The following is a 14389-nucleotide window of genomic DNA, read 5'->3' on the forward strand; positions in this document are numbered from 1 at the left end:
CCTATCGGTTATTCTGTTTTTTAAAGAGCGGTGCAGGTCGCTGCGTTTCGTTTCCGTCGCTGCGTTGTCTGCTGAGGAGGCGAACTATACCGCCCTGCCCCACCCTCGTCAACACTTTGTGTGAAGAAAAGTGCAGATTTTGCTGAAATCCCGGCCCGCCGCGCGCTAAGTGACTGAGCAGCAAGCAACTATGCCGTGGGGGTTTTATTACGGCTTTGCTGCAAGTACATAGCAGCGGACGGATAACAGCCTGCGCCCGCCATGAAAACCGGGCGATCTGACGCAAAAAGCCGGCCTCATCCGGCACACAGGCAGCAAAAAGCCCGGCTGGGCCGGGCTTTTTGCATGCGGAACTCTATATAGAGGCAATGCGCTTCTGCTGCGGGTTTATTTGATACCCAACCTGTCCATGCGATAGCGCATGGAGCGGAAGGTGAGACCCAGCAGCTTGGCCGCCTGGGTGCGGTTGAAGCGGGTGGCATCCAGTGCCTTGAGAATGGCCTCGCGCTCGACGCGGTCGAGAAAGTCCTGCAATGGTTCGCTGCCGGCGTATTCGGCATTCTGTTCATCGTCTGGTGGCGGGCAGGGTGTCAGTTGCAGGTCGAGTACGTCGACCTTGTCATCGCCGGCCAGGGCGATGGCACGCTCCAGGATGTTTTCCAGCTCGCGGAAATTGCCGGGGTAGTTATACGCCAGCATGGCCTTGACGGCGTCCGGGGTCAGCCGGGGCCGGCTGTCGGCTGTGGCGAAGCGGTCGAGCAGTGCGCCGATGAAGCGGGGAATGTCGTCGCGCAGTTCGCGCAGCGGCGGCATGCGCAGTGGCAGTACATTCAGCCGGTAATACAAGTCCTGGCGGAACTGGCCGGCCTCGACCAGCGTGGCCAGGTCTTTGTGGGTGGCGCAGATGATGCGGACATCAACGGCTTCTTCTTGCGGGCTGCCCAGCTTGCGTACTTTCTTTTCCTGAATGGCACGCAGCAGCTTGACCTGCATGGCCAGCGGCAGGTCGGCGACTTCATCGAGAAACAGCGTGCCGCCATTGGCCTGCTGGAAAAAACCGTCGCGCTCGCTGTCGGCGCCGGTAAAAGCGCCCTTGCGATAGCCGAAGAACTCGCTTTCCATCAGGTTTTCCGGAATGGCGCCGCAATTGACCGGTACGAAGGGGCGCTCGGCGCGTGCGCTTTGTTCGTGAATCAGCCGGGCGGCTTGCTCCTTGCCGGTGCCGGATTCGCCACTGATGTAGACGGCGGCCTGACTGCGCGCCAGCTTGTCCACCATGCGGCGTACTTCCAGCATGGCCGCCGAGTCGCCCACCAGCCGCTCGACGCTGAGCGGCTTGCCATTGCCTTCGACCTTTAATACGGATTTCACCAGGGTGCGCAGCTGCGCCAGGCTGATGGGCTTGGACAGATAGTCGAAGGCTCCGGCTTTCATGGCACGGACGGCACTTTCGGTGCTGCCATAGGCGGTGATGATGGCACTGGGAATATCCAGCGACTGGTCGGCAATGAATTGCACCACCTCGATACCTTCGCCATCCGGCATGCGCATGTCGGTGAGGACCAGGTCGAAGGGCTCGCGTGCCAGACGGGCGGTGGCTTCGCCGACATTGCCGGCGGTGACCACTTCCAGGCCCATCTTGATCAGGGTGAGCTCCAGCAGTTCGCGGATATCCGGTTCGTCGTCGACGACCAGCACGCGCAAGGCTTTCTTATTCATAGGCATGATGACAGCTTAAACGGAAAACGCCGCCCGGTGGGATGTAGTCGAGCCGGGCATCATTGGCCTCGGCCAGTTCGCGGGCGATATACAAGCCCAGGCCGGTACCGCTGCTTTCCGTGGTAAAGAAGGGCTCGAACAGGTGTGACTGGGCCTCGTCGTTCATGCCGGGGCCATCGTCGATGACGCGGATCAGCACTTGCGACTCCTGCTGGCTGATTTCGATCTGCACCGCCCCATGCACGCGCGAGGAGTGGCGCCAGGCATTGGCCACCAGATTGGACAGGATCTGTCCCAGGTGGCCACGGTCGAAATACACGCTGCTGCTGCAGTGAAAGGTGGTGAGGATGCGCCCGGCCGCTTCCGGCTGGGCCATGCCGAACTGTTCGAGAAAGTCGGCCAGGAATTGCGACAGCTTGATGGTTTCGGTCTTGACCCGGTCGCGCCGGCCCAGCATCAGCACTTCTTCCACCAGTCCGTTGATGCGGCGGGCGTTGTCGCGCACGATACGGGTCAGCCTTTGTGTGGCGGCATCTTCCGCGCCTTCGGCCAGCAGGTCGCCGGCGTGGGAGATGGCGGCCAGCGGGTTGCGGATTTCATGGGCGATATTGGCGGTGAGCCGGCCCAGCGCCGCCAGCTTGATGCGTTTGGCTTCTTCGGCCATGTCGGCCATGTCGCGCAGGAACATCACCACGCCACGCAGATCACCGGCCAGAATCGGCACCATGCGCCCGGCCAGCTGGCGGCCGCGCACATTGCGCTCGACAAATACCGGCATGGGCGAATGGCTGTTCAGGCGCCAGCGTTCGACAATCGGGGCCAGTTCCGGCAGCAGGATGCCGCGCTGCATGCCGGGGAAATAGCGTACCGCCTGGGCATTGAACTGGCGGACGGTGCCGGTTTCATCCAGCACGATGACGGCGTCGCGCTGGCTTTGCAGCACCAGCTCATTCAGCCGGTTAAGGTTGGCAATTTCCCCGCCACGGCGCGAGGCCAGTTCTTCCGACTCGCGTGCCACGCGCGCCAGCTGGTAGGTGACCATCGAGGTCACGAAGCCGGCCAGCGACAGCAAGCCGGTCTGGAACAGGTCGGCGGTACTGCCAAACAGCACCTCGTGACGGTAATGCTCGTAGCCCACGTAGCCGAACAGGCTGGCGGTGGCAATGGAGGCATAGAACAGGGCATAGCGGCCGGAGGACAGCAGGCCGGCCACCGCCAGATAGGGCAGCAGCAGCATGCCATAGCCGCTTTTCACCCCGCCGTTCATGCCCATCAGCAGCACGATCATCAGGATGTCCGCCGCAATGGCCAGCGACAGTTGCAGGGTGTGGGCGATCTTGCCGGTGCGCAGGGCAAACCAGCAGAGGATCAGCCCGGCATACACCGCCGACCACAGATAGAAACGCGCACCACCGTCGACCAGCGGCTGTCCTTCCGTGCCTTGCAGCAGGGACATGAACAGCAGCACCAGCAGCATCAGGGCGCGGAAGCCGTTGACGAAAGCCAGTGCCTTGCGCGGGGTCAGCGGCAGCGAGCGGTCCAGCATCAGGCGGTCTCGACCGAGGGCAGGTCAGTAATGGCGGACACGGCCCATTTCTTCGGCATCAGCTTGCCTTTTTTGCCACGCTTGGCGTCGAACTCGGCCAGTGCCAGTTTTTCGTCGGCCACCTTGCCGCGCACCGATACCGTGGCCAGCAGCGCCTTGTCGCCCTTGACCAGACCGATGGCGGTGACCGATTCACCGGCCTCCAGCCCCATCAGCATCAGGCCACGACCCTTGGCCATTTCCTTGAGTTCGCCGGCGGGGAAGGCCAGCAGACGGCCATTGTCCGCCGCCGCCACCAGCCGCAGCGCAGCCAGATCGGCATGGGCGGCCACCGCCACCGGGGTCAGCACGCTTTCCCCCTCGTCCAGCGTCATGAAGGCCTTGCCTGCCTTGACCCGGCCCGCCATGTCGGACAGCCTGGCCACAAAGCCATAACCACCGGAACCGGCCACCACGAAGCGGGCGTCGTCCTTGCCGGAAATCATCTGCGCCGGCTTGGCGTTGTCCTGCAGGTCCACCAGCGAGGCCACCGGCACGCCGTCGCCACGCCCGGTGGGCACATCCGCCGGGTCGATGGTGTAGGCGCGGCCCTTGTTGTCCAGCACGATGACCGACCACACGGTGCGGGTTTCCACCACGGTGTGCAGGCCATCGCCATCCTTGAAGGCCAGCGCCGACAGATCGACATTGTGGCCGACGCGGGCGCGGATCCAGCCCTTTTGCGACAGGATGATGGTGACCGGCTCGTCGGCGATGGTCTGGGTCAGCACGGCGCGCTCGGCCGCCTTGATTTCACTGCGCCGCTTGTCGCCGTACTTGGCGGTGTCGGCCATGATTTCGTCGCGGATCAGCCGGGTGAGGGCGTCCGGGGTATCCAGCACATGGCGCAGACCTTCGCGCTCTTCGCGCAGCTCGGACAGCTCCTTCTCCAGCTTGAAACCTTCCAGCCGCGCCAATTGGCGCAGACGGATTTCCAGAATGTCCTCAGCCTGCGCTTCGGACAGGCCGAAGGCTTTCATCAGGTCGGGCTTGGGTTCGTCCGATTCACGGATGACGCGGATGACTTCATCGATATGGATGAAGGCAATCATGCGGCCTTCGAGAATATGAATGCGCTTTTCCACCTGGCCCAGGCGATGCTTGAGGCGGCGGGTGACGGTGCTGCGGCGGAAATCGATCCACTCGGACAGAATGGCCTTGAGTCCCTTCTGCGCCGGGCGGCCATCCAGACCGATCATCACCAGGTTCATCGAGGCATTGCCTTCCAGGCTGGTTTGCGCCAGCAGGATGTTGATGAACTCGTCCGGGTCCTGGCGGCTGGACTTGGGTTCGAACACCAGCCGCACCGGGCACTGGCTGTCCGATTCGTCGCGCACGCGGTCCAGCAGCGACAGCATCAGGCTCTTGAGGTTTTGTTGCTCCTGCGTCAGCGCCTTCTTGCCGGTCTTGAGCTTGGGATTGGTGGCTTCTTCGATTTCGGCCAGCACCTTCTGCGCCGACGAGCCGGGCGGCAGCTCGGAGACGATGACGCGCCACTGGCCACGCGCCAGCTTTTCCACTTCCCACTTGGCGCGCACGCGCACGCTGCCACGGCCACCTTCATAGGCAGCCAGGATGTCGTCGAAGGGGGTGATGATCTGGCCGCCACCGGGGAAGTCCGGGCCGGGAATGTAGTCCATCAGCTCGCGCGTCGTCAGCTCCGGATTGGCCAGCAAGGCCAGGCAGCCGCGTGCCACTTCGGTCAGATTATGCGGCGGGATTTCCGTGGCCATGCCGACGGCAATGCCGGAAGCGCCGTTGAGCAGCACCATGGGCAGGCGCGCCGGCAGCAGGGCGGGTTCTTCGAAGGCGCCATCGTAATTCGGTACGAAATCCACCGTGCCCATGTCGATTTCGCCCAGCAGCAGTTCGGCAATGGGGGTGAGGCGTGCTTCGGTGTAACGCATGGCGGCGGCACCGTCGCCATCGCGGCTGCCGAAGTTACCCTGGCCGTCGATCAGCGGATAGCGCAGGGTGAAGTCCTGCGCCATGCGCACCAGCGCCTCGTAGGCCGAGCTGTCGCCATGCGGGTGGTATTTACCCAGGATTTCACCCACCACCCGCGCTGATTTCACCGGCTTGGCACCGTGCGCCAGTCCCATGTCGCGCATGGCATACAGAATGCGCCGCTGCACCGGCTTCTGGCCGTCGGCCACTTCCGGCAGCGCGCGGCCCTTGACCACGCTCATGGCGTACTCGAGATAGGCGCGTTCGGCATAGACATCCAGCGGGATCCAGTCGCCCGTCAGCGCGTCGACCGGCGGAGCCGGTGGCGCAGGGGGAACCAGCATGCCGGCAGCGGGCAGCGCTTCGTCAAAGAGATCGTTACTGTTCATGGGGCAGGGCTTGCTTGTGTGATAGGGTTTCAGCTTGTTCATCTGCAGTGCCGCCCAGCTGCACACCGGCCATCAGCCGGGGAGGGCAGGGCACTGCGCCATTCATTATCGAGGGCAATTCTACTATGGCCAGCCTGTTGCAGTGGCAATGCCACCCGTTTGAGGGTTTTACCCCGCACGCACTGTATGAAATGCTGCAGTTGCGCGACCGGGTTTTCGTACTGGAACAACAATCCATCTACGGCGATGTCGACGGTGTCGACCTGCATTGTCACCACCTGCTGGGGCGCGACGACCAGGGCCGCTTGCTGGGCTATGCCCGGCTGATTGCCCCTGGCAGCAAATACCCGGATGCCGCCGCCATTGGCCGTGTGGTGCTGGAACCGGCCGCGCGTGGCAAGGGCCTGGGCAACCAGCTGCTGGCCGAGGCGGTGAACCACTGCCTGCAGCGATGGCCAGCGGCACCCATCATGCTGTCGGCCCAGACCGCCGCCCAGGGTTTGTACGAACGCTTTGGCTTTGTCGCCGTCTCCGCGCCCTATGACGATGGCGGCATCCTGCATGTGGACATGCGCCGCAGCACCCTGGCCGCCTAAGCCAGCTCAGGCTTGCCGTACGGCGAACAGGTCTTTCCAGCCGGTATAGGCGGTGACATACAGCACCGGAAACCACAGCAGCAGGCCCAGGCCCAGCGGCAGCAGTGCCAGAAACAGCAGCAGCGCCAGCATGAAGGCCGACAGCAACACCGCCGGCCAGTTGGCGAGGCCGGCGCGGAAGCTGTCACGCAAGGCCTGCCACGGCCCCAGCCCGTTCAGCACCACCAGCGCCGGGGCAAACCAGTAACACAGGCTGAGCAGAAACATCAGCGCGGAAGTGAGCAGCATGAAGGGCGCCACGGGGCCGCTGAGCTGTGGCAGCTCCTGCCCGGCCTGCGGCGCCGCCATATGGATGCCCAGCATGGGCATCAGCGCACTGAGCAGCATCATCGCCAGCAGCAGTAGTGCCAGATACAACATTCCCACATTCAGCAAGGGCCGCAGTGCCAGACGAAATCCGGCAAACAGCGCTGCCATTTTCAGCTCCACGCCCTGCTCGGCCTGTTGCGCCGCCAGCACAAAAGCAGCGGCAAAAATGGGCGCCAGAAAAAAGGTGAGCGGGGCGCCCAGCAGCGGAATGGCCGCCACGGCAAAGTGGATGAGCAAATAGCTGCCGGCCAGCAGCATCCAGGTCAGCGGCTGCTGCCGCACCAGGTAAAAAGCCTGCACGATCCAGCGCCAGCCCTGTGTGTAGCCCACTTTGCGTGCATCGACGCGTGCCGAGAAATCAGTCTGCATGCTTGTCCCTGTCTGAATGGCTGGTGGTGAAATGTGGAAAACATCCGCCGACTGTCAATGAGGCGAGGGGGTGGCGTCAAGCCCGCACACCGGCGGCACAGTGGCAGGGTGGGTCTGCCACCATGCCGTCACACCGGCACGGGGCATTGAAATTGCATGAAACTGGCGCACTACCTGCGCCGTGAAGGTTGCCGCAATGCGGCAAAATCAGGGATAATTCCATGATTTAGCGACGGTTAATCCATGCCAGCGCCATGCGCCGGCAGAAAATCACTGTCGTACCGGTTCTGTCCCGCCCCCTTTACTGTTTTTGAGGTTTTCCCGAAATGGTCACCCGAACCGAGCTAGCCAACGCCATTCGTTTCCTGTCTATGGATGCAGTGGAAAAGGCCAAATCCGGTCACCCCGGCGCCCCGATGGGCATGGCTGATATCGCCGAAGTGCTGTGGCGCGATCACCTGAAGCACAATCCCGCCAATCCTTCCTGGTCCAACCGTGACCGCTTCGTGCTCTCCAACGGGCACGGCTCCATGCTCATCTACAGCCTGCTGCACCTCACCGGCTACGATCTGTCCATCGATGACCTCAAGAACTTCCGCCAACTGCATTCCAAGACGCCGGGTCACCCGGAATACGGTTATGCACCGGGCGTGGAAACCACCACTGGCCCGCTAGGCCAGGGCATCACCAATGCGGTGGGCATGGCGCTGGCGGAAAAGATGCTGGCCGCCCAGTTCAACCGCGACGGCCACACCATTGTTGACCACAACACCTGGGTCTTCCTGGGTGATGGTTGCCTGATGGAAGGCATCAGCCACGAAGCCTGCTCGCTGGCCGGCACCTGGGGCCTCAACAAGCTGATCGCCTTCTGGGACGACAACGGCATCTCCATCGACGGTCACGTCGAAGGCTGGTTCACCGACAATACCCCGGCCCGCTTCGAAGCCTACGGCTGGCAGGTGATCAAGAACGTCAACGGCCACGATCCGGTGGAAATCGCCACCGCCATCGAAACCGCCAAGAAGGGCGACCGCCCGACGCTGATCTGCTGCAAGACCACCATCGGCTTTGGCTCGCCCAACAAGCAAGGCACCCACGACGTACACGGCGCACCGCTGGGCGCTGCGGAAATTGCCGCCGCGCGCGAAACGCTGAACTGGCCGCACGCGCCGTTTGAAATTCCGGCCGAGATCTACGCGGCCTGGAGCGCACGCGACAAGGGCGCACTGGCCGAGATCGCATGGAACAAGCAGTTTGACGCCTATCGCGCCGCCTACCCGGAACTGGCTGCCGAATTCGAACGCCGCATGCAGGGCGAACTGCCGGCGGCCTGGGCCGAAGCCCGCGATGCCGCCATCGCCAAGATCGTCGATGCTGCGCAGACCGTGGCCACCCGCAAGGCCAGCCAGATTGCGCTGGAAGCCTTCTCGCCCAGCCTGCCGGAATTTGTCGGCGGTTCAGCCGACCTGACCGGCTCCAACCTGACCAACTGGTCTGGTTCCAAGTGGATAGACGCGGCCGGTAACGGCAACTACATCAGCTATGGCGTACGCGAGTTCGGCATGGCCGCCATCATGAACGGCATGACGCTGCACGGTGGCCTGCGCCCCTACGGCGGCACCTTCCTGATGTTCAGCGAATACGCCCGCAATGCGCTGCGCATGGCCTCGCTGATGAAGATCAACCCGGTATTCGTGTTCACTCACGATTCCATCGGTCTGGGTGAAGATGGCCCGACCCACCAGCCGGTCGAGCAAGTGGCCACGCTGCGCATGATCCCGAATCACCACACCTGGCGTCCGTGTGACACCACCGAAGCCGCGGTGGCCTGGGCCCATGCCATCGAACAGAAAACCACGCCGAGCAGCCTGATCCTCAGCCGCCAGAACCTGCCTTTCGTGCAGCGTGATGCGCAGCAGGTGCAGGACATCGCCCGTGGCGGCTACGTGCTGCGCGATGCAGCCGATGCCAAGGCCGTGCTGATTGCCACCGGTTCGGAAATCGAACTGGCGCTGAAGGCACAGGAAGCACTGGCAGCCGAAGGCATTGCCGTGCGCGTGGTGTCCATGCCCTGCACCAATGTGTTCGACCAGCAGGACAAGGCCTGGCAGCAAAGCGTGCTGCCGGCCGGCCTGCCGCGTCTGGCCATTGAAGCCGGTGTGCCGGACTTCTGGCGCAAGTATGTCGGTCTGGAAGGCGATGTGGTCGGCATAGCCCACTTCGGCGAATCCGCACCGGCAGGCGTGCTGTTCAAGGAATTCGGCTTCACCGTCGACAATGTCGTCGCCAAGACCAAGAACATCATCCAATAAATAAAGCACAGGCCACCCCATCCAAAAACAAAGCAGGGGTGGCCTTATTTTCATGGTGTCTCCATTCTGACCCGCACCCGCGGGGAGGCACCAGACTTTCCGGGAGAGTAATAGCATGACCATTCGCATCGCGATCAATGGCTACGGCCGCATTGGCCGACAGGTACTGCGCGCCATTTACGAATACGATCTGCACAACGACTTCAAGGTGGTTGCCGTCAACGCTACTGGCGATCTGGCCACCAACGCCCACCTGACCAAGTTCGACACCGTGCACGGCCGCTTTCCGGCAGACATCGCTCATGACGAAGAAAACCTGCTGATCAACGGCGAGAAGATTCCCTTCTTCTCCACCCGCAACCCGGCCGAACTGCCGTGGAAAGCGCTGGATGTGGACCTGGTACTGGAATGTACCGGTGCCTTCACCAGCAAGGAAAAGTGCCAGGTCCACCTGGACGCCGGTGCCAAGAAGGTGCTGATTTCCGCACCGGGCGGCGACGACGTTGACGCCACCATCGTCTACGGTGTGAACCACGATGTGCTGACCAGCGCCATGACCGTGGTGTCCAACGCCTCCTGCACCACCAACTGCCTGGCACCGGTGGCCAAGGCACTGAACGACACCATTGGCGTGACCAAGGGCCTGATGACCACCATCCACGCCTTTACCAACGACCAGGTACTGACCGACGTGCGTCACAAAGACCTGCGCCGTGCCCGCTCCGCCACCGAAAACATGATCCCGACCAAGACCGGTGCTGCCAAGGCCGTGGGTCTGGTGCTGCCGGAACTCAAGGGCAAGCTGGATGGCTTCGCCGTACGCGTTCCCACCATCAATGTGTCGCTGGTGGACCTGACCTTCAAGTCTGGCCGTGACACCACCAAGGACGAGGTCAACGCAATCCTGCAGGCTGCTGCCGAAGGCCCGATGAAGGGCGTGCTGGGCTTCAACACCCTGCCGCTGGTTTCGTCCGACTTCAACCACAGCACCGAAGCCTCCACCTTTGACGCCACCCTGACCAAGGTGACTGGCGGCAATATGGTGAAGGTACTGGCCTGGTACGACAACGAGTGGGGCTTCAGCAACCAGATGCTGAAAACCGCACGCGCCATGTTCGAAGCCAAGTAATCCGCCGGCCCGACAGGGCCGTGCTGCTGGAAACCGGCAGGCCGGTCATCACCGTCCCTGCCTGCCGGCTACCATGAACGACCCGCTGGCGCCCCGGTAGAGCCTCGCTCCCGCCCAGCCTCCGCCATGGTGGCGGCCCGTATTCGCGCTGCAGCTAGCAGCCTGCCGCCAGCCGTGCAAGCCCATACTGCTGTAATAAATACACTACTTGATCTGGTATCTGTTAAGCCTGCGGGCAGCCCGGTACAGTAGCTGACAGCAACAGCACCGCAGCAGGCCATCCCACCGGGAATGAGCTTGGCGCTCACGCTGTCGCCGCCCTGAACAACGGTAGTACGGCCTTCCCCACGAAGGCGGTCGCCAATTGCATTCAACAGATAAAAGCGAGCCACCGATGAAATTCAACAAACTGACCGAGCTGGATCTGGCCGGCAAACGTGTGCTGATCCGTGTTGACATGAACGTGCCGGTGAAAAATGGCGTGATCGGCGACGACACCCGTATCCGCGCCAGCCTGCCGTCCATCGAACACAGCCTGAACGCCGGTGCCGGCGTCATCCTGATGACCCATCTGGGCCGTCCTACCGAAGGCGAACCCAAGCCGGAAGACAGCCTGGCTCCGGTGGTCGAGCGCCTGTCCACCCTGCTGGGCAAGCCGGTACGGCTGGTTGCCGACTGGCAAGCCGGCCTGAGCGTGGCCCCTGGTGAAGTGGTGATGCTGGAAAACGTACGCCTGAACAAGGGCGAGAAGAAGAACAATGCCGATCTGGGCAAGGCTTACGCCAGCCTGTGCGACGTATTCGTCAACGATGCCTTTGGCACCGCGCACCGCGCCGAGGCCTCCACCCACGCCGTGGCCCAGTTTGCCCCCACCGCTTGCGCCGGCATCCTGCTGGCGGCCGAACTGGATGCGCTGGGCAAGGCCCTGCTGGCCCCGGCGCGTCCGCTGGTGGCCATTGTGGCCGGCTCCAAGGTTTCCACCAAGCTGACCATTCTGGAAGCCCTGGCCGACAAGGTGGACCAGCTGATCGTCGGTGGCGGCATTGCCAACACCTTCCTGCTGGCCGAAGGCAAGAACATCGGCAAATCGCTGGCCGAGGCCGACCTGGTCGACGAAGCGAAGAAGGTGATTGCCAAGATCCGCGCCCGTGGCGGCGATGTACCGCTGCCCAGCGACGTGGTGTGCGCCACCGAATTTGCCGAAACCGCCGCTGCCACCACCAAGCCGGTGGCCGAAGTTGGCGCTGACGACATGATTCTGGACATCGGCCCCGACTCCGCCGCCGAACTGGCGGGCATCATTGCCAAGGCTGGCACCGTGGTATGGAACGGCCCGGTCGGTGTCTTCGAGTTCGACCAGTTCGGCAATGGCACCAAGACCCTGGCCCAGGCCATCGCCCAGTCGCCGGCCTTCTCCATTGCCGGTGGTGGTGACACCCTGGCGGCGATTGCCAAGTACGGCATCACCGATGACATCAGCTATATCTCCACCGGTGGTGGCGCTTTCCTGGAATTCCTGGAGGGCAAGACCCTGCCGGCGGTAGCCATTCTGAGCGAACGCGCCGCCTGATCGCAGTCATCACCACATGCAAGTGAATGGCGCGGCTATCGTGCCATTCTCCCCACCCTTGCCGGAGTACTGCCATGCCCTTGAATACCTGGTTGCTGTTTGTCACCACCGTATTTTTTGTTTCCGCCACCCCCGGCCCCAACATGCTGCTGGCCATGACCCACGGCATTCACCATGGCGTGCGTCGCACCGCCGTGACCTGCCTGGGGCTGATGAGTGGCCTGGGCATCATCATGCTGGGTTCGGCTGCTGGCCTGGGTGCCTTGCTGGCCGCATCGGAACAACTGTTTTCTATCGTAAAATACGCCGGTGCCGCTTATTTGATTTACCTGGGCATCAAGACCTGGCGCGCGATACCGCAACCGGTAACGGAAGTGGCCGACGACGAAAGCATCCGCCACACGCCCTGGATGATGTTCCGCACCGGTTTTCTGGTGTCGATGAGCAATCCCAAGGCCTTTATCTTTTTCACCGCGCTGTTTCCGCAGTTCATGGATGCGCGCCTGCCACAGGGTCCGCAGCTGGCGGTGCTGGCGGCCACGTTTTACGTGATCGAGGCATCCTGGCAGTTTGCCTATGCCAGTGGCGGAGCCCGCCTGGCCGGCTGGCTCAATAGCGCCCGCCGTCTGAAACTGGTGAACCAGGTATCCGGCGGGGCCTTTGTCGGTGCCGGCCTGTTGTTGTCCGGTGTGTCCCGCCATTAGGCGGCTTGCATTACCCGTATTCCTGATTGGATTGCCGCTGTATCCCGGCAGGCAGTCCCCGATTTGAAACCCATGCCGCCAAACCGCGGCATGATCTGAGGAGATTTTCATGGCACTCGTTTCCATGCGTCAGCTGCTGGACCATGCAGCCGAATTCAGCTACGGCCTGCCGGCTTTCAACGTCAACAACCTGGAACAGATGCGCGCCATCATGGAAGCCGCCGACAAGTGCGATGCACCGGTGATCGTGCAAGCCTCGGCCGGTGCCCGCAAATACGCCGGCGCACCCTTCCTGCGCCACATGATCCTGGCCGCGGTGGAAGAATTCCCGCATATCCCGGTGGTGATGCACCAGGACCACGGCACCAGCCCGGACGTATGCCAGCGCTCCATCCAGCTGGGCTTCTCTTCCGTGATGATGGACGGCTCGCTGAAAAGCGATGGCAAGACCCCGGCCAACTACGACTACAACGTGGAAGTGACCCGCACCGTGGTCAACTTCGCCCATGCCTGCGGCGTGTCGGTGGAAGGTGAAATCGGCTGCCTGGGCAGCCTGGAAACCGGCATGGCCGGCGAAGAAGACGGCGTGGGCGCCGAAGGCGTGCTGGACCACAGCCAGCTGCTGACCGACCCGGAAGAAGCCGCCCGCTTCGTCAAGGACACCGGCGTGGATGCCCTGGCCATTGCCATCGGCACCAGCCACGGCGCGTACAAGTTCAGCAAGAAGCCCACCGGCGACGTGCTGCGCATCGACCGCATCAAGGAAATCCACGCCCGCATCCCCAATACCCACCTGGTGATGCACGGCTCCTCCTCGGTACCGCAGGAATGGCTGCAGATCATCAATGAATTCGGTGGTGAGCTGGGCGAAACCTATGGCGTGCCGGTGGAAGAAATCGTCGAAGGCATCAAGCACGGCGTGCGCAAGGTGAATATCGACACCGACCTGCGCCTGGCCTCCACCGGTGCCATCCGCCGCTTCCTGGCGCAAAACCCGAAGGAATTCGACCCGCGCAAATACCTGAAAGCCTCCACCGAGGCCATGCGCGATATCTGTATCGCCCGCTACGAAGCCTTCGGTGCCTGCGGTCAGGCCAGCAAGATCAAGGCCATCAATCTGGACACCATGGCCAATCTGTATCTGAAGGGCCAGCTGGCGCAGATCGTCAAATAAGCTGCCACCGCTGAATCGACCAACCCGCTGCCTGCAGCGGGTTTTTTCTTGGCCGCGCCATACTGGCCGACCGCAGCATGACCATCTCCCCCATCAGCAGCATTGGCGCAGGCCACGCCATTGCTTACACTGCAGCCATGGCCGATCTCTTATCTCCCCTGGAATGGTTTTTCGTCGTCCTGCTGGCCGTGGTGCCATTGCTGGGACTGGGTTTTCATCTGTGGATCATGTTGCTGGGACATGGCAAGGCCAGCACACAAGCGGAAGACAAGTCATGAAACTGAACATGGTGTATTTTGCCCGGCTGAAAGACAGCTTTGGCACCAGCCAGGAAAGTCTGGAAACCGACGCGACAAGCGTGGCCGAACTATTGGTGGAGCTGCGCCAGCGTGGTGGCAGCTGGGCCACGGAACTGGGCCATGGCAAGACATTCCGCGTGGCCTGCAATCAGGAGCTGGCCGGCCCGGACAGTGCACTGCGTGATGGCGATGAAGTTGCCATCTTCCCACCCGTGACCGGGGGCTGA

Annotated in this window: 12 protein-coding genes; 8 read left to right on the forward strand and 4 right to left on the reverse strand. The window is 62.6% G+C overall.

The genetic code is table 11. The annotated features are described in order from the left end of the window. Positions 1-387: 387 nt before the first annotated feature. The 3 genes from DFR38_RS10730 to parC are packed head-to-tail and all read right to left on the reverse strand — an operon-like array spanning position 388 to position 5595. The gene (locus DFR38_RS10730) at positions 388-1719 is read right to left on the reverse strand and encodes a sigma-54-dependent transcriptional regulator (protein ID WP_211310754.1); all 1332 of its coding nucleotides are present in this window, start codon (positions 1717-1719) and stop codon (positions 388-390) included. After that, positions 1712-3265, reverse strand: coding sequence for a two-component system sensor histidine kinase NtrB (locus tag DFR38_RS10735; protein WP_059285133.1), 1554 nt, complete (start codon positions 3263-3265; stop codon positions 1712-1714). Before DFR38_RS10735 ends, DFR38_RS10730 begins: the two co-directional genes overlap by 8 nt. Next, positions 3265-5595: a DNA topoisomerase IV subunit A gene (gene parC / locus DFR38_RS10740; protein WP_420865211.1), complete on the reverse strand. Its 2331-nt coding sequence runs from the start codon at positions 5593-5595 to the stop codon at positions 3265-3267. Before parC ends, DFR38_RS10735 begins: the two co-directional genes overlap by 1 nt. Before the next feature lie 170 nt (positions 5596-5765). Here parC and DFR38_RS10745 point away from each other — a divergent pair, with 170 nt between their 5' ends. Further along, entirely contained in the window at positions 5766-6236 is a 471-nt protein-coding gene (locus DFR38_RS10745) for a GNAT family N-acetyltransferase (RefSeq protein ID WP_059285132.1), read from the forward strand. A 6-nt stretch (positions 6237-6242) separates the two neighbouring features. Here DFR38_RS10745 and DFR38_RS10750 read toward each other — a convergent pair whose 3' ends face one another. After that, complete coding sequence (locus DFR38_RS10750; protein ID WP_059285131.1) at positions 6243-6974, reverse strand: BPSS1780 family membrane protein; 732 nt, start codon at positions 6972-6974, stop codon at positions 6243-6245. A 326-nt stretch (positions 6975-7300) separates the two neighbouring features. Between DFR38_RS10750 and tkt the strand changes: the two genes are divergently transcribed. From tkt to DFR38_RS10785, 7 genes are all read left to right on the forward strand, one after another. Continuing rightward, positions 7301-9286 (forward strand): transketolase, encoded by a 1986-nt coding sequence (gene tkt, locus DFR38_RS10755; RefSeq protein ID WP_110313387.1) that lies wholly within the window; start codon positions 7301-7303, stop codon positions 9284-9286. A gap of 115 nt (positions 9287-9401) precedes the next feature. Continuing rightward, positions 9402-10415 (forward strand): type I glyceraldehyde-3-phosphate dehydrogenase, encoded by a 1014-nt coding sequence (gene gap / locus DFR38_RS10760; protein WP_059285130.1) that lies wholly within the window; start codon positions 9402-9404, stop codon positions 10413-10415. 394 nt (positions 10416-10809) lie between these two features. Beyond that, positions 10810-11985, forward strand: coding sequence for a phosphoglycerate kinase (locus DFR38_RS10765; protein ID WP_110313388.1), 1176 nt, complete (start codon positions 10810-10812; stop codon positions 11983-11985). A 74-nt stretch (positions 11986-12059) separates the two neighbouring features. Further along, a complete protein-coding gene (locus tag DFR38_RS10770) occupies positions 12060-12689 on the forward strand; it encodes a LysE family translocator (protein WP_059285129.1) in 630 nt (209 codons plus the stop codon). Positions 12690-12798: 109 nt separating this feature from the next. Next, the gene (gene fba, locus DFR38_RS10775; protein WP_059285128.1) at positions 12799-13863 is read left to right on the forward strand and encodes a class II fructose-bisphosphate aldolase; all 1065 of its coding nucleotides are present in this window, start codon (positions 12799-12801) and stop codon (positions 13861-13863) included. Positions 13864-13940: 77 nt separating this feature from the next. After that, entirely contained in the window at positions 13941-14141 is a 201-nt protein-coding gene (locus DFR38_RS10780) for a hypothetical protein (RefSeq protein ID WP_059285127.1), read from the forward strand. Continuing rightward, entirely contained in the window at positions 14138-14389 is a 252-nt protein-coding gene (locus tag DFR38_RS10785; protein WP_059285126.1) for a MoaD/ThiS family protein, read from the forward strand. Before DFR38_RS10780 ends, DFR38_RS10785 begins: the two co-directional genes overlap by 4 nt.

The organism is Aquitalea magnusonii, assembly GCF_003202035.1.
In the GTDB taxonomy this organism is placed as follows: domain Bacteria; phylum Pseudomonadota; class Gammaproteobacteria; order Burkholderiales; family Chromobacteriaceae; genus Aquitalea; species Aquitalea magnusonii.